A 24,994-nucleotide genomic window follows, 5' to 3' on the forward strand; every position below is an offset into this window, starting at 1 on the left:
CGGCGGACACACGCCCTGCCCCGCGCGTTCCACCCCCAGGCACCACAGACCCGGCAGTTCAGCCCCGAGGAGGTCCGAAGCTGATGGGACTCGAAGAGAAACTCCCCGCAGGGGTCGCGCTCACCACGGTCGAGCAGGTCGTCGGCCTGGCCCGTAAGACCTCCATGTGGCCGGCCACGTTCGGTCTGGCCTGCTGCGCGATCGAGATGATGTCGGTCGGCGGCCCCCACTACGACCTGGCCCGCTTTGGCATGGAGAAGTTCGGAGCCACCCCCAGGCAGGCCGACCTGATGGTCGTCGCCGGGCGCGTCAGCCAGAAGATGGCTCCGGTCCTGCGGCAGATCTACGACCAGATGCCCGAACCCAAGTGGGTCATCGCGATGGGTGTGTGCGCCTCCAGCGGCGGCATGTTCAACAACTACGCGATCGTCCAGGGCGTGGACCACATCGTCCCCGTCGACATCTACCTGCCGGGCTGCCCGCCCAGGCCGGAGATGTTCCTGGACGCCGTGCTCAAGCTCCACGACAAGGTGCAGAACACCAAGCTCGGTGCCCACCGGGAGCAGGAGATCGCCGAGACCGAGGAGCGGATGCTCCGCAGTTCGCTGCCGCTGGTGACCAAGGACTGATCATGAGCAACGAGTACGAGCGCGACCGCGACGAGGCGGCGGAAAACCTGCCCGACCAGCGTGGACGTGAACGGTTGGCCGCGCCGATCAAGCGAACCGGCATGTTCGGCGCATCGACCACGGGTGACACTTCCGGGTTCGGTGGGCTGCGGGTGCGGGGGAGCGCTCCCGTCCACAGCAGTCGACCCTTCACCGACCCCGACGACCCGCGTACCGCCGACTTCGACCGGGTCGCCGACGACCTGGAGGCGGCACTGAACGCCCTGGAACGGGCGGACGAGGTCGAACGGGTCGAGGTGGCGTTCGGGGAGATCACCTTCCACGTACGCCGCGAAGGACTCCTGGAACTGGCCCGGGTGCTGCGCGACGATCCCGCCCTGCGCTACGAGCTGTGCACCGGCGTCATCGGGGTGCACTACCCCGACCAGGCCGGACGCGAGCTGCACGCGGTCTACCACTTCCGGTCGATCACCCACAACAGCGAGATCCGGGTCGAGACCACCTGCCCCGACGCCGACCCGCACGTGCCCTCCATCGTGTCGGTCTACCCGACCAACGACTGGCACGAGCGCGAGGCCTGGGACTTCTTCGGGATCGTCTTCGACGACCACCCGTCCTTGACCCGCATCCAGATGCCCGACGACTGGGACGGCCACCCTCAGCGCAAGGACTACCCGCTGGGCGGTGTCCCGGTCGAGTACCGGGGCGCCACCGTGCCTCCACCGGACGAGCGGCGGGACTACAAGTGAACCGCCCGGCCACCACACGAGTGATTCGAAGGGCCATCCAGAAGGGAGGCACGGCATGACCGTCACCGAGGATTACATCGACGCCTCCGGTGGGGACTGGGACGACGTCGTCGAGAAGGCCCAGGGCAGTAGCGCCGAGCGCCTCGTCGTCAACATGGGGCCGCAGCACCCGTCGACGCACGGCGTGCTCCGGCTGATCCTCACCCTGGACGGCGAGACCTGCACCGAAGCCCGTGTCGGCATCGGTTACCTGCACACCGGTATCGAGAAGAACCTGGAATACCGGACGTGGACGCAAGGCACCACGTTCGTGACCCGCATGGACTACCTGACGCCGCTCTTCAACGAGACGGCGTACTGCCTGGCGGTCGAGAAGCTGCTCGGCATCACCGATCGGATCCCCGAGCGGGCCAGCGTCATCCGGGTCATGCTCATGGAGCTCAACCGGATGGCCTCGCACTTCGTGGCCATGGCGACGTTCGGCATGGAGCTGGGCGCCACCACGATCATGACCAACGGCTTCCGTGAACGCGAGATGATCCTGGACGTCTTCGAGCTCATCACGGGCCTGAGGATGAACCACGCCTTCATCCGCCCGGGCGGGGTGGCCCAGGACCTGCCCCCGGGTGCGGTCGGCAAGGTGCGGGAGCTGCTCAAGGAGATGCCCGAGCGCATCAAGATCATGCGCAAGCTCCTGGACGAGAACCCCCTGTACCTGGCCCGCACCAAGGATGTCGCCTACCTCAACCTGCCCGGTTGCATGGCGCTCGGCATCACCGGTCCGCTGGTGCGCGCCTCCGGTCTGGCCTGGGACCTGCGCAAGTCCAAGCCCTACTGCGGCTACGAGAACTACGAGTTCGACGTGCCGGTCTCCGACGGCGGCGACGTGTACGCCCGTTACCGGGTGCGCATGGCCGAGATGGAGGAGAGCCTCAAGATCGTCGAGCAGTGCCTGGACAAGCTGGAGCCCGGGCCCGTGATGATCGAGGACGCCAAGATCGGCTGGCCCGCCAAGCTGGCGCTGGGGCCGGACGGTCTGGGCAACTCCCCGGACCACATCGCGCACATCATGAGCGGCTCGATGGAAGCGCTCATCCACCACTTCAAGCTGGTCACCGAGGGCTTCCGGGTCCCGGCCGGCCAGGCGTACGTGGCCGTGGAGAGCGCCAAGGGCGAACTCGGCTGCCACGCAGTCAGCGATGGGGGCACCCGCCCCTACCGCGTCCACTTCCGCGACCCGTCGTTCACCCACCTCCAGGCCGTCGCCGCCATGTGCGAGGGCGGGACGGTGGCCGACGTCATCGCGGCCGTGGCCAGTATCGACCCGGTGATGGGAGGCGTGGACCGGTGAGCGAGAACAACGACAACGGAACCACCGAGACCGAACAGAGCGTCTTCACCGACGAGGTGGTGACCCGCCTGGCGCAGGACGCCAAGGAGATCATCAGCCGCTACCCGAAGCCGCGGTCGGCGCTGTTGCCGCTGCTGCACCTGGTGCAGGCCGAAGAAGGGCACGTCAGCAAGGACGGCATGAGGTTCTGCGCCGACCAGCTGGACATCACCCTCGCCGAGGTCAACGCGGTCGCCACGTTCTACACCATGTACCGCCGCCGTCCGGGCGGCGACTACCAGGTGGGCGTGTGCACCAACACCCTGTGCGCGGTGATGGGCGGCGACGAGATCTTCTCCTCCCTCAAGGAGCACCTGGACCTGGCGAACGGTGAGACCACCGAGGACGGCAAGGTCACGCTGGAGCACGTGGAGTGCAACGCGGCCTGCGACTTCGCCCCCGTGGTGATGGTCAACTGGGAGTTCTTCGACGACCAGACGCCCGCCACCGCCAAGCAGATGGTCGACGACCTGCGCTTGGGCAAGGACGTGGTGCCCACCCGTGGCCCGAAGAGCCTGTGCACCTGGAAGCAGGCCTCGCGCGTGCTCGCCGGGTTCGACGACGGGCGCGCGGGCGAAGGCGTCCAAGCGGCCGGTCCCTCGCTGGCCGGGCTCAATCTCGCCCGGGAGCGCGGCTGGGAAGCGCCGGACCCGAACAACCTTCCGACCCCCATCGACCAGGGTGAGGAGGGCGCCAAGTGACCACCCTGACCCCGATCCTTTCCAAGAACTGGGATCGTCCCGACTCCTTCACGATCGACGGCTACCAGTCCACCGGTGGCTACGACGCGCTGCGCAAGGCGCTGACGATGGAGCCCGACAGCATCGTCGACCTGGTCAAGGAAGCCGGTCTGCGCGGCCGTGGCGGCGCGGGCTTCCCCACCGGGATGAAGTGGGGGTTCCTGCCCAAGGACAACCCCAACCCGCGCTACCTCGTCGTCAACGCCGACGAATCCGAGCCGGGTACCTGCAAGGACATCCCGCTCATGCTCGCCAACCCGCACGTGTTGGTGGAGGGTGTGGCGATCGCGGCCTACGCGATCAAGTCCAGCCAGGCTTTCATCTACGTGCGCGGTGAGGTCCTGCACGTCGTCCGTCGGCTCCGCCAGGCGGTCGCCGACGCCTACGAGGCCGGGCTGCTCGGCAAGGACGTCCTCGGCAAGGGTTTCGACCTGGACGTGGTCGTGCACGCCGGAGCCGGCGCCTACATCTGCGGTGAGGAGACCGCCCTCCTGGACTCCCTGGAGGGTTACAAGGGCCAGCCCCGGCTCAAGCCGCCGTTCCCGGCCGTGGCCGGGCTCTACGCCTCGCCCACCGTGGTGAACAACGTCGAGTCCATCGCCAGCGTCCCGGGGATCGTCGCCAACGGCGCCGAGTGGTTCACCTCCATGGGCACCGAGAAGTCCGCCGGGTTCGGCTTCTTCTCGTTGTCCGGACACGTCACCAACCCCGGCCAGTACGAGGCGCCGCTCGGCATCACGCTGCGCGAACTCCTCGACATGGCGGGCGGGGTGCGCGCCGGGCACGAACTCAAGTTCTGGACCCCCGGCGGTTCCTCCACGCCGATCTTCACCGAAGAACACCTGGACGTTCCGCTCGACTTCGAGTCGGTGGGCGCCGCCGGGTCCATGCTCGGCACCCGCGCCCTCCAGATCTTCGACGAGACCACCTGTGTGGTGCGTGCCGTCGGCCGTTGGATCGCCTTCTACGCCCACGAGTCCTGCGGCAAGTGCACGCCCTGCCGCGAGGGCAACTACTGGATGGTCCAGGTCCTGGACCGGCTGGAACGCGGCGAGGGCACCGAGGCCGACATCGACAAGCTCCTGGACATCTGCGACAACCTGCTCGGCCGCGCCTTCTGCGCCCTGGGCGACGGTGCCACCAGCCCCGTCATGTCGTCGATCAAGTACTTCCGCCAGGAGTACGTCGACCACTTCGAGAAGGGCGGATGTCCCTTCGACCACTCCAGGTCCACCATCTGGGCGGACCGGCCGACCTCTGCAGCGGGAGGGAACCGATGACCGTCACCTCCAACAGCTCCGGCGGGTCCTCACCCGCCCCGGTCCCGGAGGATCTGATCACCGTCACCATCGACGGTTTCCAGCTCCGGGTGCCCAAGGGGACCCTGCTGATCCGGGCCGCCGAGCTGCTCGGCATCCAGATCCCCCGGTTCTGCGACCACCCGTTGCTCGACCCGGTCGCCGCCTGCCGGCAGTGCCTGGTCGAGATCCCCGACATGGGCAACGGCCGCGGAATGCCCAAGCCACAGCCCTCCTGCGCCATCACCGTGATGGAGGGCATGGTGGTCAACACCCAGTTGACCTCCGCGGTGGCGGATAAGGCCCAGCGCGGGATCATGGAGTTCCTGCTGATCAACCACCCGCTGGACTGCCCGGTCTGCGACAAGGGCGGCGAGTGCCCCCTGCAGAACCAGGCCATGTCCAACGGGCAGGGCGAGACGCAGTTCGTCGACGTCAAGCGCACCTTCCCCAAGCCCGTCTCGCTGTCGACCGAGGTGCTGCTGGACCGCGAGCGCTGCATCCAGTGCACGCGGTGCACCCGCTTCGCCGCCGAGATCGCCGGTGACCCGCTGATCGAGCTCATGGAGCGCGGCGCCCAGGAACAGATCGGCATCGCCGAGGGGGAGCCGTTCGACTCCTACTTCTCCGGCAACACCGTGCAGATCTGCCCGGTGGGCGCGCTCACCGGCGCCGCCTACCGGTTCCGGTCACGCCCCTTCGACCTGGTCTCCACCCCCAGTATCTGCGAGCACTGCGCCGGTGGTTGCGCGCAGCGCACCGACCACCGACGCGGCAAGGTCACCCGCCGCCTGGCCGGCGACGACCCGCAGGTGAACGAGGAGTGGAACTGCGACAAGGGGCGGTGGGCGTTCACCTACGCCACCCAGAGCGATCGGCTCAGCCGCCCCCTGGTCCGTGACGAGGACTCCCGGGCCCTGGAGTTCGCCTCCTGGCCCGAGGCCATCGGCATGGCCGCGCAGGGGTTGGCCGCCGCCCGCGGCAACGTGGGCGTACTGGTCGGCGGGCGCCTCACCTACGAGGACGCCTACGCCTACGCCAAGTTCGCCCGCGTGGCCCTGAACACCAACGACGTGGACGCCCGCGCCCGCGAGCACTCCGACGAGGAGGCCGCCTTCCTGGCCGCGCGCGTGGCGGGCAGGCCGGTGGACGTCGACTTCACCGCGGTGGAGAAGGCCCCCACGGTGCTGCTCGCCGGACTCGACCCCGAGGATGAGTCGGCCTCCGCGTTCCTGCGCCTGCGCAAGGGCATGCGCAAGCGTGGACTCAAGGTGTACTCGCTGGCCTCGCACTCGGCCCTCGGCCTGACCAAGACCAAGGGCACGCTCGTTCCGACCGTTCCGGGCGACGAGGGCAGGACCCTCAACTCCCTGGACGTGGAACACCCCGAGATCGTCGAGGCCATGGGCCAGGAGGGCGCGGTCATCCTGGTGGGCGAGCGGCTCGCCGCCGTCCCCGGCGCGCTCACCGCCGCGGTCGCCCTGTCCGAACGCACCGGAGCCCGCCTGTCGTGGATCCCGCGTCGGGCGGGGGAGCGCGGCGCCGTCGACGCCGGCGCGCTCCCGAACCTGCTTCCCGGTGGACGCCCCGTCGCCGACGCCTCGGCCCGTGCCGAGGTCGCCCGCGCCTGGAACGTCGGTTCTCTGCCGAGCGGCCCCGGTCGCGACACCGACGCGATCATCGCTGCGGCCGCAGCCGGCGAACTGGACGCCCTGGTCATCGCCGGGCTCGAACTGGACGACCTGCCCGACCCCGAGGCGGCCCGCGCCGCCCTGGCCCGGGTTCCGTTCATCGTCAGCCTGGAACTGCGGGCCAGCGACGTCACCGACCGCGCCGATGTCGTGCTCCCGGTGGCCGCCGTCGCCGAGAAGTCCGGCACCTTCGTCAACTGGGAGGGTCGTCACCGACCCTTCGGTGAGGCGCTCAAGGTGCCCGGAGCCCTCTCCGACCTGCGGGTCCTGTCCGCCATCGCGAACGAGATGGACGTGCACCTGGGTCTGCCCGACGCCGCGGGCGCCTACCGGGAACTGCTGGAGTTGGGCCCGTGGGCGGGAGACCGCCCCGTCGGCCCGGCCGTGCGCCCGGTGGTCCCGCCCGAACCCGGACCCGGCCGCGCGCTGCTGTCCACCTGGAAGCAGCTGCTCGGCACCGGCCGCATGGAGGACGGCGAGCCCTACCTGGCGGGCACCGCCCGCAAGGCGCGCGCGTACCTGTCCAAGACCACGGCCGACGAGGTCGGCGTCCTCGACGGCGGCTCGCTGCGCGTCACCGGTCCCCTCGGGACGGTGACCGTTCCGGCGGTCGTCACCGACATCGCCGACCGGGTCGTCTGGCTCCCGGCCAACGCACACGGCTGCGACATCCGTCGTGACCTGGGCGCCACGGCCGGGCAGACGGTCGAACTGGCCGCGCCCACCACCAACGGGAGGCAGCAGTGACCCCCGCCGCTCTTGATCCGCGCGTGGTAGATCTGGCCGCGGAGAGCACCCTGAGCGCCTTCGGGAACGACCCGTGGTGGATCACCACCATCAAGGCGCTGGGCATCTTCGTGTTCCTCATGGTCTGCGTGCTCATGATGATCATGGCCGACCGCAAGGTCATGGGTCGCATGCAGCAGCGACACGGACCCAACCGGATGGGCCCCTTCGGCCTCCTGCAGTCCCTGTTCGACGGGATCAAGCTCTCCCTCAAGGAGGACCTGATCCCGCGTGGCGTCGACCGGTTCGTCTACATCGCCGCCCCGATGATCGCCGCCATTCCGGCGTTCCTCGCCTTCTCGGTCATCCCGATGGGGCCCGAGGTGAACATGTTCGGGGTCATGACCCCGTTGCAGCTCACTGACCTGCCCATCGCCGCGCTCCTGGTGCTGGCCACCGCGGCACTGGGCGTGTACGGGATCGTCCTGGGCGGTTGGTCCTCCCAGTCCCCGTACGCCCTGCTCGGTGGCCTGCGCGCCTCCGCGCAGGTGATCAGCTACGAAGTCGCCATGGGCCTGTCCTTCGTCGCGGTCTTCATCATGGCGGGCACCCTCACCACCTCCGGCATCGTCGCGGCCCAAGAACACCTGTGGTTCGCGGTGCTGCTCCTGCCGTCCTTCCTCATCTACATCGTCACGATGATCGGCGAGACCAACCGGCTCCCGTTCGACCTGGCGGAGGGCGAGGGCGAGATCGTCGGTGGCTTCATGACCGAGTACGGGTCCATGAAGTACACGATGTTCTTCCTCGCGGAGTACGTGAACATGTGCACCGTCGCCGCGGTGTCCGTGACGCTCTTCCTCGGCGGCTGGTACGCGCCGCCCGGCGTCACCGCGATCATCCCCGGGGCCAACGAGGGCTGGCTGCCGCTCGTGTGGTGGCTGCTCAAGTTCGTCTTCATGATGTTCCTGTTCATCTGGGCACGAGGAAGCCTCCCGCGGGTGCGCTACGACCAGCTGATGAAGCTCGGCTGGAAGGTCCTCATCCCGATCCAGCTCGTATGGATCACCGGCGTGGCCGTCGTGCGCATGCTCATCCTGGACGGCGCCTCTCCGATCATCATCGGGGCGGTCATCGCGGCCTTCACCGTCGCGACCATCGCCGCCTTCGCCGCGTGGGTGCGCTTCGTGCGCCGCGAGCGGGCGGAGGAGGCCCTGGCACGCGCCGAGAACGCGCGCCGCGCTCACAAGGAACCCTCCTTCGGCGGGTTCCCGGTGCCACCGAGCACCGCCGCTCACTACGGCAGCAGCGTGCTCGCCGAACCGTCGCGGACGGCCTCGGCCGGCACCGTCGAACGCAACCAGAAGAAGGGGGAGGTTACCGGTGCTTGAGTGGCTCAACCCCGTCAAGGGTTTCGGTGTCACCTTCCACACGATGTTCAAGAAGGTGCCCACCGTCGAATACCCGGAGGTCAAGCGCCCCACGGCGCCGCGCTTCCACGGACGGCACCAGCTGAACCGGTGGGCCGACGGCTTGGAGAAGTGCATCGGGTGCGAACTGTGCGCCTGGGCCTGTCCGGCCGACGCCATCTACGTGGAGGCCGGTGACAACACCGACGACGACCGGTACTCGCCCGGAGAACGCTACGGGCGGGTCTACCAGATCAACTACCTGCGCTGCATTCTCTGCGGTCTGTGCGTCGAGGCCTGCCCGACCCGGGCGCTCACCATGACCAACGAGTACGAGCTCGCCGACGACAGCCGGCAGAGCCTCATCTGGACCAAGGAGCAGCTCCTGGCGCCTCTCACCGAGGAGATGGAGCAGCCTCCGCACCCGATGCGGCTCGGCGACGACGAGCAGGACTACTACGCCACCGGGCGCGGTCAGCACGGCACGCAGGACCGGCCGGAGAACGCGGAGGCCCCACGGTGACCCCGCACAACGACATAGCGGCCATGCTCGACGCCTCCCGGACGGTCCACCTGGCCGCGGGCGCGCCGATCGGTTCGGGGGAGACCGCCCTGTTCTGGGTGCTGGGCACCATCGTGCTGCTCGGCGCCCTGGGCGTGGTCTTCTCCCGCAAGGCCGTCCACTCGGCCCTGTCGATGGCGCTGACCATGGTCGGTCTGGCGATCTTCTACGGCGTCAACGAGGCGCCGTTCCTCATGGTCGTCCAGATCGTGGTCTACACCGGCGCCGTCCTCATGCTGTTCCTGTTCGTGCTGATGCTCGTCGGCGTCAGCTCCTCGGACTCCCTGGTGGAGACCCTGCGCGGACAGCGGCTCATGACGGCGATCGTCGCCATCTGCTTCGTCGGCGCCCTCACCACCGGGATCACCCGCATCGCCGTGGGCGACCCGGCGGGGATCGCCGGCGCGGCCCCCGCGGGAGGAACCATCCCGTGGCTGGCCGGTGAACTGATCATGCGCTACCTGGTCGCCTTCGAGGCCACGGCCGCGCTGCTCATCACCGCCGTGCTCGGCGCCATGGTGCTCGCGCACACCTCCCAGATCGGCAAGCGCCGTACCCAGAGGGAGATGTCCGAGGACCGCATCCGCGGCGACCACCCCACCCCGTTGCCCGGACCGGGCACCTACGCCCGGCACAACGCGATCGACATGCCCGCGCTGCTGCCGGACGGCACGGTCTCCCAGCTGTCCCTCAACCCCGTGCTCACCGCGCGCGACCCCCAGTACCAGAAGGGCGTGCCCATGGACATCCGGGCGACCCCGCTCCAGGGCGGGGGGTCCGACGCGATCCGACCCGAGGACGACGGACCCACCGCCGGAAAGGGGGCCCGACCCACCGGAGACGGTGAGGACGGCGCAGCCCCGGCGGTCGACGACGGCACCAACGGCAATGGGCAGGAGGTCGAGTCCACGTGGACCCGATGAACTACATCGTCCTCGCGGCGCTTCTGTTCACCATCGGCGCGGTCGGCGTCCTCGTCCGACGCAACGCGATCATCGTCTTCATGTGCGTGGAGCTCATGCTCAACGCCTGCAACCTGGCGTTCGTCGCGTTCGCCCGGATGCACGGGGACATCGAGGGCCAGGTCATCGCGTTCTTCGTGATGGTCGTCGCCGCCGCCGAGGTGGTCGTGGGCCTCGCGATCATCATGCAGATCTTCCGAACCCGCAGGTCCGCGTCGCTCGATGACGCCAACCTGCTCAAGCACTAGAAGGCGACGTGGCTGTGACACGACATCACGCGTACCTCGCCGCCGAACCCGCGGCGACCGCGGCCGACAGCGTGGTGCTGTCGAACGCCTGGCTGCTGATCGCCCTGCCGTTGGTGGGCGCGGCGATCCTGTTGCTGGGCGGACGACGCACCAACGCCTGGGGGCCCCTGCTGGCCACCGTCCTTCCGGTGGTCTCCTTCGTCTGGGCCGTCCTGGCCCTGTTCGACCTGCTCGGACGCGGCGCCGACGCGCGCAGCGTCTCCGTTCCCGTCTACGAGTGGTTCGCGGTCGGCGACTTCTCCGCGAAGATCGACCTGCTGGTCGACCCGCTCTCCATCACCTTCGTCCTGCTCATCACGTTCGTGGGTTCGCTGATCCACGTCTACTCCCTCGGCTACATGGCCGAGGACCCGGGCAAGCGCAGGTTCTTCGCCTACCTCAACCTGTTCGTCGCCGCCATGCTCGTGCTGGTGCTGGCGGACAACTTCGTCCTGCTGTTCCTCGGCTGGGAAGGTGTGGGCCTGGCGTCCTACCTGCTCATCGGGTTCTGGCAGTACAAGCCCACCGCCGCCACCGCGGCCAAGAAGGCGTTCCTGATCAACCGGGTCGGCGACATGGGCCTGCTCATCGCGATCATGATCATGTTCACCGCACTGGGCGCGGTGAGCTTCAGCGACGTCTTCGCGGCCGTACCGGGCGCGAACGACGGCGTCCTGCTCGCCATCGGTCTGCTGCTCCTGCTGGGTGCCTGCGGTAAGTCCGCGCAGCTGCCGCTCCAGGCGTGGTTGCTGGACGCCATGGAGGGTCCGACCCCGGTGTCGGCGCTCATCCACGCCGCCACCATGGTCACCGCCGGTGTGTACCTCATCGTGCGCGCCGGCCCGATCTTCGAGGCCGCCCCGGTGGCACAGCTGACCGTCATGACCGTCGGCGCCGCCACCATGCTGGCGGGTGGGATCATCGCCTCCGCCAAGGACGACATCAAGAAGTCCCTGGCCGGATCCACGATGAGCCAGATCGGCATGATGGTGCTGGCCGCGGGCCTGGGCCCGATCGGCTACGCCGCTGCCATCGCCCACCTGGTCACGCACGGCTTCTTCAAGGCCGGGCTGTTCCTGGGCGCCGGTTCGGTCATGCACGGCATGAACGACGACGTGAACATGCGCAAGTACGGCGGTCTGGCGTCGAAGATGCCGATCACCTTCGCCACCTTCGGCCTGGGCTACCTCGCCATCATCGGTTTCCCGCTGCTGTCCGGTTGGTGGACCAAGGAGAGCATCATCTCCGCCACCTTCGGCCTCGGCGGCAACCTGGGCCTGGTGTTCGGTTCCCTGGTCATCCTGGGCGCCGCGCTCACCGCCTTCTACATGTCGCGGATGGTCTTCATGACCTTCCTCGGCAAGAAGCGTTGGGACGAGGGCGTGCACCCGCACGAGTCGCCCGTGAGCATGACCGCCCCCATGTTGGCGCTGTCGATCGGCTCGATCGCCCTGGGCGGTTTCCTGGTGGCCGGCGACCGCTTCGCCGCGTTCCTTCAGCCCGTCACCGGCGCGGAACTGCCCCACTTCACGGTGGGACACGCCTTCGCCTCCCCCTACGGCATCGCGGCGATGGTCGTCCTGGTCCTCGGCGTGGCCGCGGCCTGGGCGATCTACCTGCGCAAGCCCGTGGAGCGCACCGCCCCCAAGGGCAACCTCGTCACCGACACGGCCCGCAACGAGCTGTACGGCAACGAGATCAACGAGGGCCTGTTCATGCGACCCGGCCAGGTGCTCACCAAGGCCCTGGTCGTCATCGAGGACAAGGTCATCGACGGCGCGGTCAACGGGATCGGGGCCGGGGTCCGCGACTCCTCCACCGGACTCGGGAAGACACAGACCGGGTTCGCCCGCACCTACGCGCTCACCATGCTCATCGGCGCCGTGATCGTCGCCGCGACGCTGGCTGTGAGGTTCTGACATGATCCCCTGGCTCACACTCGCCATCGCCCTTCCGGCGATCGGCGCGATCCTCATCTGGGCGCTGCCCCGCGTCAGGACGGCGGCCGAGACCGAATCCGCCTCGGCCCGGGCCGGCGCATCGGCGGAGGCGGGCGGTGGCGGTACCGCGGTCAAGACCCGGCCCGCCGCCAAGACCGGGGCGGGTACCGCCTCCGCGGAGAACGCCAAGCGCATCGCGCTGATCGTCTCCCTGGCCACCCTGGCCCTGGTCGTGGCCATGGCCCTGAACTTCGACACCGCCACGGCGGGTGACCTCCAGTTCGAGGAGGTCTACCCGTGGATCCCCTACTTCGGGGTCCACTTCGCCGTCGGTGTGGACGGCATCGCCCTGACGATGGTCCTGATGTCGGTGGTCCTGGTCCCGCTGGTGATCCTGGCCGCCTGGAACGAGCACTCCGACAAGGAAGACGGCGGCCGCGGCTACTTCGCCCTCATCCTCGCCCTCGAAGCGATGATGGTCGGCGTCTTCGTCGCCACCGACGTCTTCCTGTTCTACGTGTTCTTCGAGGTCATGCTGATCCCGGTCTACTTCATGATCGGGCGATACGGCCGGGGCGCCGAGCGTGCCAAGGCCGCGATGAAGTTCCTGCTGTACAGCCTCGCCGGCGGCCTCATCCTGCTGGTCGCGGTGATCGGCGTGTACGTCATCGGCGGCACCTTCCTGTGGAGCGAACTGACCGCGTCGGGCAGCGCGCTCGCCGCCGTCGACCCGGCCACCGCGCGTTGGCTCTTCCTCGGGTTCTTCATCGCCTTCGCGATCAAGGCCCCGATGTGGCCGGTGCACACCTGGCTGCCCACCGCCGCCGGGTCCTCCAGTCCCGGCACCGCGGTGCTGCTCGTCGGTGTCCTGGACAAGGTCGGCACCTACGGAATGCTCCGGTTCTGCCTGGAGCTGTTCCCCTCCGCCGTGTCCTGGTTCGTGTGGCCGGTGGTGGGGCTCAGCGTGGTGAGCATCATCTACGGTGCGATCGTCGCCATCGGACAGACCGACATGATGCGTCTGGTGGCCTACACCTCGATCTCCCACTTCGGGTTCATCACCCTGGGCATCTTCGTCCTGACGCCGCAGGCTCAGGCGGGGGCCGCCCTGTACATGGTCAACCACGGGTTCGCCACCGGCGCGCTGTTCCTCATCGTGGGCTTCCTCATCGCCCGTCGCGGGAGCTCCCGCATCGAGGACTTCGGGGGCGTCCAGAAGGTCGCGCCCAAGCTCGCCGGGGTGTTCCTGGTGACCGGTCTCGCCGGTCTGGGCCTGCCCGGACTGGCCCCGTTCGTCAGCGAGTTCCTGGTGTTCGTCGGTGCCTACGCCTTCAACCCGGTACCCGCGATCATCGCCGTGGTGGGTGTGGTCCTGGCCGCGCTCTACATCCTGTGGATGTACCAGCGCACCATGACCGGACCGACCCCGGAGAAGCTGTCGAAGCTGCCCGACCTGTCCGCGCGTGAGACCTGGGTGGTGGCACCGCTGCTCGCCCTCATCATCGCGCTCGGTGTCTACCCGCAGCCCCTGCTCAACGTGATCAACCCCGCCGTCGAACGCACCGTGGAGATCGGGGCGGACACCGCCTCCGACACCACGAATGCCGAGGGCGACACCGAGGAAGGAGACGAGGAGTGAACGCGCTCTACGTCGCCGACGGGGCGCCCCCGTCGCTCCCCGGCATCACCGATGCGCCACCGACCCTGGACTGGTGGCTCCTCGCCCCGATCCTGGTGGTCTTCGGCGCCGGTGTGCTGGCGGTGCTGTTCGAGGCCTTCATGCCCAAGAAGGTCCTGCGGCCGGTGCAGATCACCGTCGCCGCCGTGGCACTGCTCGTCACGTTCGTCCTGATCGTCCTCCAAGTGGAGGCGGTCGGCGACGGCGTGATCGTGGCGGGCGGAGTCCTCGCGATGGACCGCGTGGTGCTCTTCCTCCAGGGCACCATCGCCGTGCTGGCCCTGATCAGCCTGATGCTCATCGCCGAACGGCGTGACGGCCGCGACGCGTTCTCCGCCCAGGCCGCCACGGTCCCGGGCAGCGAGGAGGAGCGCAGGCACATCCTCGCCGGGTCCCAGCACACCGAGGTCTACCCGCTGGTGCTGTTCGCGGTGTTGGGCATGCTGCTCTTCCCCGCCGCCAACGACTTCCTCACCATGTTCATCGCCCTTGAGGTGATGAGCCTGCCGCTGTACCTGCTGTGCGGGCTGGCCCGCCGCCGTCGCCTGTTCTCCCAAGAGGCCGCGGTCAAGTACTTCCTGCTCGGCGCGTTCTCCTCGGCGTTCTTCCTCTTCGGCATCGCCCTGGTCTACGGCTACGCGGGCTCGGTGAACTTCACCGCGATCCGCCAGGCCGTGGACGCGGGCGGCGCGGAGATCTTCGCCGACGGCAACGGTGAACCGCTGCTCATCATGGGCATCGGCCTGGTCGCGATCGGTCTGCTGTTCAAGGTCGGCGCCGTGCCCTTCCACAACTGGAAGCCGGACGTCTACCAGGGTGCGCCCACCCCGATCACCGCGCTCATGGCCTCCTGCACGCTGGTGGCCGCGTTCGGCGCGCTGCTGCGGGTGTTCTTCGTGCCCTTCGGCGGTTCGGTGGCGATCTGGGAGCCGATGCTGTGGACGGTCGCCATCCTCACGATGGTGGCCGCCGCCGTCATTGCCGTCACCCAGCGTGACATCAAGCGGCTGTTGGCCTACTCCTCGGTCGTGCACGCCGGTTTCATCCTCACCGCCGTGATCGCCTCCAGCACCGAGGGCCTCGCGGGCGCCATGTTCTACCTGGCCGCCTACGGGTTCACCACCCTCGGCGCGTTCGCGATCGTCACCCTGGTGCGCACCAGGGACGGCGGTCAGGAGCTCGGCGACCTGGAGGGCTGGGCCGGGCTGGGACGTCGTGCTCCCGGACTGGCGCTGGCGCTGTCGCTGTTCCTGTTGGCCTTCGCCGGCATCCCGCTCACCAGCGGGTTCATCGGCAAGTTCGCGGTGTTCGAGGCCGCCATCGCCGCGGGCGCAACCCCGCTCGTGGTCGTCGGTGTCATCAGCAGTGCCGTGACCGCCTACTTCTACGTCCGGATCATCGTTGTGATGTTCTTCCGGGAATCCGAGGGAGAAGGCCCCACGGTGGCTCGCGCGGGCGCCCTCACCGGCGGTGTGATCACCGTGGGTGTGGCGGCCACGCTGGCCTTGGGGATCTTCCCGGGGCCGGTCCTGGACAACCTTCTGCCGGACTCCGAGGCCGGGCAGGAACCCGCGGCGGTGATGGTCCACCAGGTCACCGAGGAGTGATCGTGGACCCGGGTGTGGCTTTGGACGATCATTCCGGGTCGGATACCGTGGCAAGACGGATCATGTTCATGTGCTGAGCGTGCGGCGGCCCCCTCACAGGGGGTCGCCGTCACGCCCGTTCAACAGGTGGAGCTTTACGGTGAGCGGTGCTGTCCCGAGCGGGTTTCTCGCTCTGCCGAGAGTCGACCCGGCCCTCGCCCGGGAGGTGCAGGACGACCTCGAAAAGGTGGAGGAGTTGCTGCGGGAGTCGGTGCGGTCCAGCGACCCGTTGCTGACCGAAGCGGCTTCCCACCTGTTGGAGGCCGGCGGTAAGCGTTTCCGCGCCATGCTGGTGCTGCTCGCCGCCCACTTCGGCGATCCGAAGGTCCCCGACCTCATCGCCGCGGCGGCCGTCGTCGAGCTGACCCACGTGGCCACGCTCTACCACGACGACGTCATGGACGAGGCCGAACTGCGCCGTGGCAAGACCAGCGCCAACCAGCGCTGGGGCAACAGCATCGCCATCCTCACCGGCGACTACGTGTTCGCCAAGGCCTCCACGATGCTGGCCGACCTGGGCACCGAGGCCGTTCGCCTACAGGCGGAGACCTTCGCGCGACTCGTGCAGGGCCAGATCCTGGAGACCTCCGGTCCTCGGGACGGCATCGACCCGCTGGATCACTACCTCAACGTCATCGACGACAAGACGGCGTCGCTGATCGCCTCTTCGGCGGAGTTCGGCGGCATGTTCGGCAAGGTCGACCCGGAGACGGTCAGCACCCTCACCCGCGCCTGCGACGCGCTGGGCATGGCGTTCCAGCTCGCCGACGACATCCTGGACGTGGACGGCGACCGTTCCGCCTCCGGCAAGATCCCCGGCACGGACCTGCGCGAGGGTGTGCTCACCCTGCCCATGTTCTACGCGATGCGCTCCGAGGACCCGGCCGACGAGCGGCTGAAGTCCCTGCTGGGCCGGCCGCTCGACGACACGGAGGCCGAGGAGGCGCTGACACTGCTGCGTCCCCACGCGGCCATGGCCGAGGCCGAGACGACCCTGCGGCACTGGGCCGGCAAGGCCCGAGGAGAGCTGCAGACCCTCCCGGACATCCCGGCGCGGGAAGCGTTCCTTTCGCTGTGCGACTACGTGGTGGAACGCTCCGGCTGACCTACCTCACGATGTCTTCACGCGGGCCCTTCCCTGATCGGGGGAGGGCCCGCGTCGTGTTCGGTGGGCTCGGACCTTGGGGGAGCGCGGGCTGATCGTCTTCGGGTTCCCGGACCACGAGGAGGACGTCCGCGGGTATCCGCCCGTCGGGCTCTGTTACGACGTCTCCCGAAGCGAGTTCTCCACCGTCTACGACGACTGCGTCTGAGCTGGGTCCCCGAGAACAAGGACCGCCCCGCGAACAAGGGACGGCGCCGCCCCGAAAACCGGGACGGCGCCGTCGACACGGGGAGTGCCGTCATATGGCTTAGCTGATCACGGGGAGCGCCTCGGAGCCGGGCAGGTCCATGAAGGTGGGGTGCTCGACCATGCCCTCGGGGGTCTCCTGCTCGGCGGTGCCGCCCTCGATGGAGACCAGGTCGCTGGTGTCCAGGTCGTGAACCAGGTCCGTGCCCCGGCTCAGGCCGGCCACCAGGTCCTCGGCGGCGGTGGTGTCCAGGCCCTCGGCGATCTGGGGGAGCTGCGCGTCCGCCAGGGGACCGTTCACGTCGACGGGCTTCGCCTCACCCGAGGACATGCCCTCGGCCAGGCCGTCGGTGAGGTCGGTCAGACCCGGGGTCTGGGGAGAGCTCTGCGGAACGGTGGTGACCTCGTCGTCCCAGGCCCGGTTGCCCACCATGCCCAGGACCTCCCTCTCGCCCAGGTCCACGAAGTTGTCCGCGGTGACCGGGTTGGACTCGACGACGTCCTGGAGCCGGTCGGGGGTCTCCACGCCGAAGCCGGCGGCCAGGTCCCACACGTTGGGCGCCGTGGGCAGCGCGGTCTCGGAGTGGCTCATGGGCAGGGTGGGCCCCTCCAGCTCCGGCAGGGTGAGCGCCTCGTCGCGCAGGTCGGTGACGGCCACCGCCGTGTGCGGCACCACTTCCTGGATCTTGGTCTCCACGACGCCACCGGCTCCGCGAGCGGTGTCCTCCACCGCGACCCCGGCGTCCTGCGCGCCGGCCTCCAGCGACTCACCGGCGGTGTGACCGATCGTGTCGTGCGGGTCCCCGTCCAGACCGGTGGCGTCCTGGGTCTCGGTGACGGTGTCGGCCAGTCGGGAGTCGGGGAGGGCGGCGCCCAGGTCGGGAGCGCCGTGCTCGGGGTCGTTCGCGCTCGCCTGCAATTCCTCCACGGCGGTTCCGGCGATCGGCCCCACACCCTCGGGTGCGAGCTTGTTCATGGTGGGCGCCACACCCTCGACGAGGGCCCGCTCGACCGTGGGGGCGACGGCGTGCATGGGCGTTTGCAGATCCTCGGCCCCGGCGACACCGGCGCCGAGGGCCACGAATCCGGCGGCGCTCGTGGCGAGGATGATCGTTCGGGCGGTCACGCGCTTGGGCTGGGTCATGGGTTTCCTTCCTGAAGCTGCTGATGGGGCGGCCGCGAGAGGCGGCCTGGGTGAGCCGGGATGGACACCGGCTGACGTGAACCACGTGAAGAACGGCACGGGACTCAGGTCAGCTCCCAGACGGAAGCGATGGAGAGCGGCTGGGAACGGTCCGAAGGGCGCACGGAAGGCGCGCAGGGGCACGTGGGCAGGCGTGGGAACACGCGAGAACGTGCGGTCGGGCCGTTCGCTAGTCGGGGGAGACCGTGGGGTCGTCCGCCGGGTCCGCGGGTGTGGCGTGCGGGGACCCGGCGCGCACGAGCGCGGTGGCGACGTCGGGGCCGGGCAGCGCGGCGGTGGCGAGGTAGCCGGCGACGGCGGCGGGCGCCGACGTCGGGGCGTTGGCGGAGGAGATCGCGGAACCGGCGGTGGCCTGGACCTCGGGCGGGTCGATGGGGTCGCCGGTGAGCGCCTCCGCGGGCTCGGAACCGTGTGCGGGGGCGATGGCCCGGTGGTCCGCGGCCGTGGAACGGAGCGGGCCGGAGGCGATCGGATCCTCGGTGACCTCGGTTCCCTCGTCGACGGATGCCTTCGAGGGGTCCGGGGAGTCCGGTTCGGCGGAGGTGGTCGACTCCTCGGGGACCGGTCCGGTGCCGGAACGCGCGGAAGCGACCGGTTCGACGAGGGCCGGCACGAGGCCCTGATCGGCGGTCTCCTCACGGGTTCGGTCGATCTCGGTGACGACCCCGCGCACCTCGTCGCGTACCTCGGTGACGGCGGGTTCGGGCAGGGCGATGGCGGAGGCCGCGGCCTCACCGGCGCCCTGTTCCACACGCTGGTGGACGGTGCCGAGGGTGTCGGTCACCGGTGTGGTCACCGGCTCGGTCACCTCGTCGACCCGTTCCAGGCCCAGGTTCCCCAACGGATTCGATCCGGTTTCGGCCTGCGCGGGCGCGGAGAGCAGCCACAACGCGGCGAACAGGACACCGAGCAGGAACAGGAGGGCGGACGCGGCCGCGCGCAGGCCCGAGACGGCACGGAGCGTGCCGGTCGGACTGATGCGAGGCTTCACGAGGACCCTCCGTGGCAGGTGGCCGGTTCGGGGGCGAGGCAGAGCTCGCCGCCCACGACCAGACGTTAGCACAGAGTCACTGAGGGTAGTTTCGGTTTGCCGGAACGGGGAAACTCACTCTCGAGGAGCGGAGGTCGTGGGAGGTGTCGGTGCGTCCGGGAGGTCGGTCGCCGCCGCGCGCTCGGCGGATCGACGACGGGACGAACGCACCTGGTCGAAGGCGAACACGCACACGGCCAACCAGACGAAACCGAAGCCCACCCAGCGACTCGGGGGCATCTCCTCGCCCTGCATCAGCCAGCCGATGAGGAACATCATGGTCGGCGTGATGAACTGGAGCATCCCGATCACGCTCAACGGCACCCGGCGTGTGGCCATCCCGAACAGCAGCAGCGGCAGCGCGGTCACCAGGCCACCCCCGACCAACAGGGCGGTGTGCCCGGGCGAGACCGAGAACATGGAACCGGAGCCGGTCGCTTCGAGGTGGATCACGTAGCCCAGCGCGGGCAGGAACATCACCAGGGTCTCGACGGTCAGACTCTGCAACCCGTCCAGGCTGACGTACTTCTTCACCGCGCCGTACGCGGCGAAGGAGGAGGCCATGAGCAGGGAGAGCCACGGGGTCGACCCGTAGGCGACGGTCATCACGACCACCGCCGTCGCGCCCAGACCCACGGCGACCCACTGTGCGACGCGCAGGCGCTCGGCGAAGAACACCACGCCCAGGCAGACGGTCATCAACGGGTTGATGAAGTAGGCCAGTGAGGCCTGCAGGGTCTGGGTGATGGAGACCGAGTAGATGAACCCCCACCAGTTGATCGAGATGAGCACGGCCGCGGCGGCCACCGGCAGCAGCCGCCTGGGGTCGCGCAGGACGGGGATCAGCCACGCCCAACCGCGCCTCGCGAGCAGTAGGAAGAGGCACATCGCGCCCAAGGCCCACACCATGCGGTGGGCGAGGATCTCGGCGGGTTCGGCGGCGGAGAGGAACGGCCAGTACATGGCCGCGAAGCCCCACAGGAGGAAGGCGCTCGCCCCGAGGGCGACACCACGATTGGATTCCGGCACAACGGCAATGGTAGGACGAATCGTGCCTCCTGTCCTCCCCCTTCTTGTGCCCGTGGATAGTCTGGAGACATGTTCGGTAGAAACGCCACCATGGTCGAACCCGCCCGCGCCCTTCCCGGCCGGGACACACCGATCGAGCCGCCCTTCGGTCACACCGTCCTGGGCACCTCGCTGACCCCGCCCTACCCGGAGGGCAGTGAGATCGCCGATCTGGGCATGGGCTGCTTCTGGGGCGCCGAGCGCGTGTTCTGGCGGCTGGGGGCCGAGCGTGGTGTCATCACCACCGCTGTGGGATACGCCGGCGGGTACACGCCCAACCCCACCTACGAAGAGGTGTGCTCGGGTCTGACCGGTCACACCGAGGCCGTGCGCGTGGTCTTCGACCCGAAGCTGATCTCCTACGAGGAGATCCTCAAGGTGTTCTGGGAGGGACACGACCCGACGCAGGGCCTGCGCCAGGGCAACGACGTCGGCAGCCAGTACCGGTCGGGGATCTACTTCCACTCCGAGGCCCAGAAGAAGGCCGCCGAGGCCACCAGGGACGCCTTCCAGCCTGCCCTGGACCGATCCGGCTACGGGGCCATCACCACCGAGATCGCCCCGCTGGAGACGTTCTACTTCGCCGAGGACTACCACCAGCAGTACTTGTCCGACGCCAAGAACCCCAACGGTTACTGCGGCATCGGCGGCACCGGCGCCAGCTGCCCCATCGGTGTGGCCACCGGCAACGACTGACCGCGCACCTGAGCGATTCCGGCCGGAGTGGAACCTTCCACTCCGGCCGTTCGTGTTTCCGCGCGCCCACCGGCCTCCCCACGTTCGAACCGAGGTGGCCGGAACCGGACAGCAGGTCGATGCGCGGATATTCCCCAGGTCATAGGCACCGCGATAGAACCGACGGAACCGGCGCAGAGGTGACAGCGGGTTGTGTTCAGTCACTTTCTGGTATTCATGGGACGGCCCGTGTCCCCTGATGAGTGAGAACTCCCCCGATCCTGTGCTGGAGGCGGATATTGACCGAACGTCGATATCGGAGGGACGAGAGGAACTTTCTCCCGAAGGGTCCCGAGCCTTTCTGAACCGGCGGCCGTGGCTTTTTCTGGCCCTTTCCTTGGCGACGGGCTTCGGCTGCGGAGCACTCGCGGCGTTCGTGAACCGGCTCAACCCGGAGGAGATCGGCTTCCTGGAGTCAACCGTGGGGCTCTACGTGGTGCCTCCGGTCATTCTCGGCCGGTTGGCGGTCCGGCCCAGGCCGGCTGCTGTCTCCGGTTCGGTTGCCTACTTGGCGGCGATCCTGGGGCACCTGACGACCTCACTGCCGGTCATGGGTGATCACGACTGGTCAGAGTACCGGGCCTGGGTGTTCGTCGGTCTCATGATGGGTGCCCTGCTGGGGTACCTCGGGAACAAATTCCGATCGCGGTCCACGTCGGTTCGGGTGTTCGCCGCCGGCTTTCCTCTCGGTCTGATGGCGACCTTCCTATGGATTTGGGCTCGGACACTCTCCGAATCCGAAAGGGTCGTTGTCCACCCGCTATCGGCACTCTTGGAAGGGGCCTTGGCCCTGCTTCTGCTGGTGCTCTGCCGTGGAGGGACCGCCCGGGGTGTGGCATTGCTGTGCGCGGTCGCACTCGTCCTGCCATTGTCCCTCTGCGTCGCCGCGCTCTTCATGCTCGTGTGGGTGGCGAGTGGGGACTACTGATCGCCATCCAGGAACCACGGACCGGGCTCACGGGGGACCTGAGGCAGTGAGAGGTCTCGATGAGTGAGGAATCTTCTGGGCGCTCGCTCATGGTGCGCGCCCAACGGCTCCTTGGACTGGACGAGCGTCCGGAAGTCCGACCGTCCGCGCTTCGTGCGTTCTGGGACCGTCACCCGTGGGCGCTCCTGCTCCTGATGGCTCCCCTGGGCGCTATGGGCGGGGTGCTCTCGGCCCTGTACATCCTCAAGATCAACGAGTATCCGAGCGTTTCGTACGGACTGTTCGTCCTACCGGCCGCGCTGGCCGGCTGGTCGGCGTCTCGTCCGGGGCACGCTGCGCTGGCCGGCATGACCACCCTGTTGTGCGGGGTCCTCGGCCATGCTGTCGGATCCCGGTTCATCGAGTACGCGCAGAACGACTTGGAGTACCGGGGCTGGCTGGTCATCGGTCTCGTCGCGGGCGCTCTGCTGGGCTTTTGGGGACATCGTCTCCGTTCCCACCAGGCGATGCGACGTGTGATGGCCGCCGCCATGATCATCGGCCTGCTCCTCGCTCCTGTTCATCGTTGGTACGAAGGTACGAGCTATCCGATGGAGTTCGTCGATCCGCGCGTGTACGTCTTCGACTTGTGCGTGATCTCCTTGGTGCTCATCGCCTGTCGGGGTCTGGCTCCGCGGGTTTTCGCCTTGGTGATCAGCGCGCCGTTCGTCGTGATCTTCCACGTCCTCTCACTGCTGTCCTCGATTGTGCTGTGGCGTGCCGGCGGCGGTATTTGAAGGGCTTCGGGGAAGGCGACGGCGGGACGTGGTCAGCCGCGTGATCCCAGGTGAAAAACCCGGCGACGGCGGCGATCGTCCCGGGGATACTGGTCTCCCATGGATGAGGTCGAAGTCGTCATCGCCCATTCCGAACGTGCGACCCTGCGCGTCGGCGACGTGTTCCTGAAGGTGGACGCCGATCAGGCGCGCATCGACGCCGAGGCCGAGGCGATCTCCCTGGCGCCGGTCCCGACCCCGGAGATCCTGTGGCGCAAGCCGCACGTGCTCGCGACCGCCGCGCTCACGGGGACGACGCTCGGGCGCCTTGGTGGGCCGTCGACCGGGTCGTCGGGGGCGTGGGCCGCGGCGGGCGCCGCCATTCGGAAGCTGCACGACGCGCCGCTGCCGTCCCGGACGGGACAGGCCGGCCGGAGCATCGTCACGCTGGCGGCGAAGCTCGACAAGGAGTGCGGGCTGCTCGTGATGAACGGTGTCCTGCCCGCTGACCTGGTCACACGCAATCGGCAGGTCGCCGATGCCGCGCTGCGGCCGTGGACCCCGGCGTTCACACACGGCGACCTACAGATCGCGCACGTCTTCGTCGACGGCGACGAGGTCACGGGCATCATCGACTGGTCCGAAGCGGGCCGGGGTGATGCCCTGTACGACCTCGCGACCTTCACGCTCGGACACGAGGAGCACCTCGACGACCTCATCGCCGGCTATGGCACCGACATCGACCTCGCCGTGATCCACGCGTGGTGGTCGTTACGCAGCCTGCTGATAGTTCGCTGGCTGAGCGAGCACGGCTTCGACCCCTTCGAACCGGGCTGTGAGGTAGACGTGCTGAGGGCCCGGATGTGAGGCCGCATGGGTGGAACCGATGCGGCAGCGCGAACAGCTCCTTCCCTGACTCGGCGGTATACACCCGGGTCGGAGCCGTGCCCGGTGCCGCACCGGGTGTCGTGTTGCCGGTGCGGCCTGTCAGGGATCGAGGGAGCGAGGTGGATCAGCTCAGGAGGGTGATCAGGGGTTGGGCCATGGCGCCGGCGATGGCGGCCAGGGCGTAGCCGGTGAGCAGGTGGCCGATCCGGTGGCGGGGCTTACGGTGGCTCGCCGGGCGGCGCGGATGGCCGGACCTGCGCGGGAGCGGGGGTGGTGGTACGTACTCCCGACGGGGGTGCGGGATCTGGAGGGGGCGGTCGGGCTCGACGTCCTCGTCGGGTTCGCGGGCCGGTTTCGGTGTGGGGGCGGGTTCGGGCTGTGAGGTGTGTTCGGGGTGCTGGCCCCGCCACGAACAGGAACTCTCGGGGGTGGCGCGGCGTATTCGTTCGGGTAGGTCGCCGCGTTCGATCCGGCGGCGGAGTCCGGGGGTGTCGGGCATGTTGGCCAGGAGTTCGCGTTCCCTTGGGGTGCGGCCTAGCGAGACCAGCGGCGGGAGTGATGCGGGGCCGGTTTTGTTCCTCTGGTGGGGGGTGTCGGTCAGTGTCGGTCGGGTGCCGGGTCGGTGGGGGTGTGGTTGAAGCGTCGGCCTCGGGGTGCGTCCAGGACCCGGCGCAGGTCCATGGGGATGGTTTCGGTGCTCATCGCCCACCTCCGCAGACACAGGTGATCGAGGTGGAGACGGCCCTGGTGGGGGTGGGGTAGGTGAACTCCGTCCAGAGCACCGTGCCGAGCACGGTCGGCTGAGTGGGGTCGGCCCAGCGCTGGGTGCCCCATTCACTGGCCAGTCGGTGGATGAGGAGGAGACCGCGCCCGGATTCGGCCTGTTCCCATTCCTCCACCGAACGCCGAGGCGGCGGGCACATGGGACGGGTGTCCAGGGGTCCGTCGTCGATGATCGACAGGCGCAGGGTGGTCTCGCGGCCCATGACGATCGGGGTGGAGAGCAGGCGGACCACCGTGCCACCGGGGCGCTGAGAGCGCGAATGCGTGACGGCGTTGGCGAAGGCCTCGCTGCCGCACAGTTCGATGTCCTCACGCAGGGAGAGAGGAACCCCGGCGAGGGCGTGCAGGTCAGAGCGCAGATCCGCTCGGAAGCGCGTGCAGGTGGAGGAGGTTTCGGGGTAGTGGCGGGCTTCCCACCGCCGTCCCGGGTAGGCGGGCATAGGGATTTGAGGGACAATGGACACGTCGGCAACTCCTGCTCAAGGGTTGGTTGTCGGCCGGCCTCGGTGGGTGGTGCTACACCCCCGAGGCCTCTCTCATACGCG

General features: G+C 68.8%; 24 protein-coding genes. 19 read left to right on the top strand and 5 right to left on the bottom strand.

Features of this window, described 5'->3' with window-relative positions; all coding sequences use genetic code 11:
• Positions 1 to 83: 83 nt before the first annotated feature.
• The 15 genes from BQ8420_RS26400 (at position 84) to BQ8420_RS33090 (ending at position 17,020) form a co-directional block, all read left to right on the top strand.
• On the top strand, positions 84 to 629 hold the full coding sequence (locus BQ8420_RS26400; RefSeq protein WP_087102311.1) for an NADH-quinone oxidoreductase subunit B family protein: 546 nt from the start codon (positions 84 to 86) through the stop codon (positions 627 to 629).
• 2 nt (positions 630 to 631) lie between these two features.
• Positions 632 to 1,378, top strand: a complete 747-nt coding sequence (locus BQ8420_RS26405; RefSeq protein ID WP_087102313.1) for an NADH-quinone oxidoreductase subunit C — start codon at positions 632 to 634, stop codon at positions 1,376 to 1,378.
• A 55-nt stretch (positions 1,379 to 1,433) separates the two neighbouring features.
• Entirely contained in the window at positions 1,434 to 2,729 is a 1,296-nt protein-coding gene (locus tag BQ8420_RS26410; RefSeq protein WP_087102315.1) for an NADH-quinone oxidoreductase subunit D, read from the top strand.
• A complete protein-coding gene (gene nuoE / locus BQ8420_RS26415; RefSeq protein WP_087102317.1) occupies positions 2,726 to 3,469 on the top strand; it encodes an NADH-quinone oxidoreductase subunit NuoE in 744 nt (247 codons plus the stop codon). The genes BQ8420_RS26410 and nuoE overlap by 4 nt, the downstream gene beginning before the upstream one ends.
• Positions 3,466 to 4,788, top strand: a complete 1,323-nt coding sequence (gene nuoF / locus BQ8420_RS26420; RefSeq protein WP_087102320.1) for an NADH-quinone oxidoreductase subunit NuoF — start codon at positions 3,466 to 3,468, stop codon at positions 4,786 to 4,788. The genes nuoE and nuoF overlap by 4 nt, the downstream gene beginning before the upstream one ends.
• The gene (locus BQ8420_RS26425; RefSeq protein WP_087102322.1) at positions 4,785 to 7,244 is read left to right on the top strand and encodes an NADH-quinone oxidoreductase subunit G; all 2,460 of its coding nucleotides are present in this window, start codon (positions 4,785 to 4,787) and stop codon (positions 7,242 to 7,244) included. The genes nuoF and BQ8420_RS26425 overlap by 4 nt, the downstream gene beginning before the upstream one ends.
• Positions 7,241 to 8,614: an NADH-quinone oxidoreductase subunit NuoH gene (gene nuoH / locus BQ8420_RS26430; RefSeq protein ID WP_087102323.1), complete on the top strand. Its 1,374-nt coding sequence runs from the start codon at positions 7,241 to 7,243 to the stop codon at positions 8,612 to 8,614. The genes BQ8420_RS26425 and nuoH overlap by 4 nt, the downstream gene beginning before the upstream one ends.
• Positions 8,607 to 9,155, top strand: coding sequence for an NADH-quinone oxidoreductase subunit NuoI (gene nuoI / locus BQ8420_RS26435; protein WP_087102325.1), 549 nt, complete (start codon positions 8,607 to 8,609; stop codon positions 9,153 to 9,155). Before nuoH ends, nuoI begins: the two co-directional genes overlap by 8 nt.
• Positions 9,156 to 9,178: 23 nt before the next feature.
• Positions 9,179 to 10,117, top strand: coding sequence for an NADH-quinone oxidoreductase subunit J (locus tag BQ8420_RS26440; RefSeq protein ID WP_087102329.1), 939 nt, complete (start codon positions 9,179 to 9,181; stop codon positions 10,115 to 10,117).
• Positions 10,105 to 10,404 carry an NADH-quinone oxidoreductase subunit NuoK gene (nuoK, locus tag BQ8420_RS26445; protein ID WP_013156051.1) on the top strand — a complete coding sequence of 100 codons (300 nt, stop codon included), beginning with the start codon at positions 10,105 to 10,107 and terminating at the stop codon, positions 10,402 to 10,404. Before BQ8420_RS26440 ends, nuoK begins: the two co-directional genes overlap by 13 nt.
• A gap of 14 nt (positions 10,405 to 10,418) precedes the next feature.
• Entirely contained in the window at positions 10,419 to 12,362 is a 1,944-nt protein-coding gene (gene nuoL / locus BQ8420_RS26450; RefSeq protein WP_087102332.1) for an NADH-quinone oxidoreductase subunit L, read from the top strand.
• A gap of 1 nt (position 12,363) precedes the next feature.
• A complete protein-coding gene (locus BQ8420_RS26455; protein ID WP_087102334.1) occupies positions 12,364 to 14,022 on the top strand; it encodes an NADH-quinone oxidoreductase subunit M in 1,659 nt (552 codons plus the stop codon).
• Positions 14,019 to 15,668 (top strand): NADH-quinone oxidoreductase subunit NuoN, encoded by a 1,650-nt coding sequence (gene nuoN / locus BQ8420_RS26460; RefSeq protein WP_087102335.1) that lies wholly within the window; start codon positions 14,019 to 14,021, stop codon positions 15,666 to 15,668. Before BQ8420_RS26455 ends, nuoN begins: the two co-directional genes overlap by 4 nt.
• A gap of 139 nt (positions 15,669 to 15,807) precedes the next feature.
• On the top strand, positions 15,808 to 16,812 hold the full coding sequence (locus tag BQ8420_RS26465) for a polyprenyl synthetase family protein (RefSeq protein WP_087102337.1): 1,005 nt from the start codon (positions 15,808 to 15,810) through the stop codon (positions 16,810 to 16,812).
• 76 nt (positions 16,813 to 16,888) lie between these two features.
• Positions 16,889 to 17,020, top strand: coding sequence for a hypothetical protein (locus tag BQ8420_RS33090; protein WP_255404906.1), 132 nt, complete (start codon positions 16,889 to 16,891; stop codon positions 17,018 to 17,020).
• A 99-nt stretch (positions 17,021 to 17,119) separates the two neighbouring features.
• Here BQ8420_RS33090 and BQ8420_RS26470 read toward each other — a convergent pair whose 3' ends face one another.
• The 3 genes from BQ8420_RS26470 to rarD form a co-directional block, all read right to left on the bottom strand.
• Positions 17,120 to 18,202: a hypothetical protein gene (locus tag BQ8420_RS26470; protein WP_087102339.1), complete on the bottom strand. Its 1,083-nt coding sequence runs from the start codon at positions 18,200 to 18,202 to the stop codon at positions 17,120 to 17,122.
• Between the two features lie 229 nt (positions 18,203 to 18,431).
• Complete coding sequence (locus tag BQ8420_RS26475) at positions 18,432 to 19,253, bottom strand: hypothetical protein (protein WP_087102341.1); 822 nt, start codon at positions 19,251 to 19,253, stop codon at positions 18,432 to 18,434.
• A gap of 114 nt (positions 19,254 to 19,367) precedes the next feature.
• Entirely contained in the window at positions 19,368 to 20,321 is a 954-nt protein-coding gene (gene rarD, locus BQ8420_RS26480) for an EamA family transporter RarD (protein ID WP_087102343.1), read from the bottom strand.
• A gap of 69 nt (positions 20,322 to 20,390) precedes the next feature.
• Between rarD and msrA the strand changes: the two genes are divergently transcribed.
• The 4 genes from msrA to BQ8420_RS26500 all read left to right on the top strand — a co-directional run bounded on the left by msrA (position 20,391) and on the right by BQ8420_RS26500 (position 23,645).
• Positions 20,391 to 21,056, top strand: a complete 666-nt coding sequence (gene msrA / locus BQ8420_RS26485; protein ID WP_160049452.1) for a peptide-methionine (S)-S-oxide reductase MsrA — start codon at positions 20,391 to 20,393, stop codon at positions 21,054 to 21,056.
• A gap of 238 nt (positions 21,057 to 21,294) precedes the next feature.
• Positions 21,295 to 22,023, top strand: a complete 729-nt coding sequence (locus BQ8420_RS26490; protein ID WP_143847577.1) for a DUF6518 family protein — start codon at positions 21,295 to 21,297, stop codon at positions 22,021 to 22,023.
• 59 nt (positions 22,024 to 22,082) lie between these two features.
• Positions 22,083 to 22,799 (top strand): DUF6518 family protein, encoded by a 717-nt coding sequence (locus BQ8420_RS26495; RefSeq protein WP_143847579.1) that lies wholly within the window; start codon positions 22,083 to 22,085, stop codon positions 22,797 to 22,799.
• Positions 22,800 to 22,898: 99 nt separating this feature from the next.
• A complete protein-coding gene (locus BQ8420_RS26500) occupies positions 22,899 to 23,645 on the top strand; it encodes a phosphotransferase (RefSeq protein WP_087102349.1) in 747 nt (248 codons plus the stop codon).
• A gap of 145 nt (positions 23,646 to 23,790) precedes the next feature.
• Here the strand turns inward: BQ8420_RS26500 and BQ8420_RS26505 are convergent, their stop codons facing one another.
• Together BQ8420_RS26505 and BQ8420_RS26510 are read right to left on the bottom strand one after the other, a co-directional pair.
• On the bottom strand, positions 23,791 to 24,165 hold the full coding sequence (locus tag BQ8420_RS26505) for a hypothetical protein (RefSeq protein ID WP_087102351.1): 375 nt from the start codon (positions 24,163 to 24,165) through the stop codon (positions 23,791 to 23,793).
• Positions 24,166 to 24,364: 199 nt separating this feature from the next.
• Positions 24,365 to 24,913, bottom strand: a complete 549-nt coding sequence (locus BQ8420_RS26510; protein WP_087102353.1) for an ATP-binding protein — start codon at positions 24,911 to 24,913, stop codon at positions 24,365 to 24,367.
• Positions 24,914 to 24,994: the final 81 nt, after the last annotated feature.

The organism is Nocardiopsis sp. JB363, assembly GCF_900143625.1.
In the GTDB taxonomy this organism is placed as follows: Bacteria; Actinomycetota; Actinomycetes; order Streptosporangiales; family Streptosporangiaceae; genus Nocardiopsis.

Coding starts and splice junctions, on each gene's coding strand:
- BQ8420_RS26400 (WP_087102311.1), top strand. CDS start 84: ATGGGACTCGAAGAGAAACTCCCCGCAGGGGTCGCGCTCACCACGGTC.
- BQ8420_RS26405 (WP_087102313.1), top strand. CDS start 632: ATGAGCAACGAGTACGAGCGCGACCGCGACGAGGCGGCGGAAAACCTG.
- BQ8420_RS26410 (WP_087102315.1), top strand. CDS start 1,434: ATGACCGTCACCGAGGATTACATCGACGCCTCCGGTGGGGACTGGGAC.
- BQ8420_RS26425 (WP_087102322.1), top strand. CDS start 4,785: ATGACCGTCACCTCCAACAGCTCCGGCGGGTCCTCACCCGCCCCGGTC.
- BQ8420_RS26440 (WP_087102329.1), top strand. CDS start 9,179: ATGCTCGACGCCTCCCGGACGGTCCACCTGGCCGCGGGCGCGCCGATC.
- BQ8420_RS26455 (WP_087102334.1), top strand. CDS start 12,364: ATGATCCCCTGGCTCACACTCGCCATCGCCCTTCCGGCGATCGGCGCG.
- BQ8420_RS26470 (WP_087102339.1), bottom strand. CDS start 18,202: ATGACCCAGCCCAAGCGCGTGACCGCCCGAACGATCATCCTCGCCACG.
- msrA (WP_160049452.1), top strand. CDS start 20,391: ATGTTCGGTAGAAACGCCACCATGGTCGAACCCGCCCGCGCCCTTCCC.
- BQ8420_RS26490 (WP_143847577.1), top strand. CDS start 21,295: ATGAGTGAGAACTCCCCCGATCCTGTGCTGGAGGCGGATATTGACCGA.
- BQ8420_RS26495 (WP_143847579.1), top strand. CDS start 22,083: ATGAGTGAGGAATCTTCTGGGCGCTCGCTCATGGTGCGCGCCCAACGG.
- BQ8420_RS26500 (WP_087102349.1), top strand. CDS start 22,899: ATGGATGAGGTCGAAGTCGTCATCGCCCATTCCGAACGTGCGACCCTG.
- BQ8420_RS26505 (WP_087102351.1), bottom strand. CDS start 24,165: ATGCCCGACACCCCCGGACTCCGCCGCCGGATCGAACGCGGCGACCTA.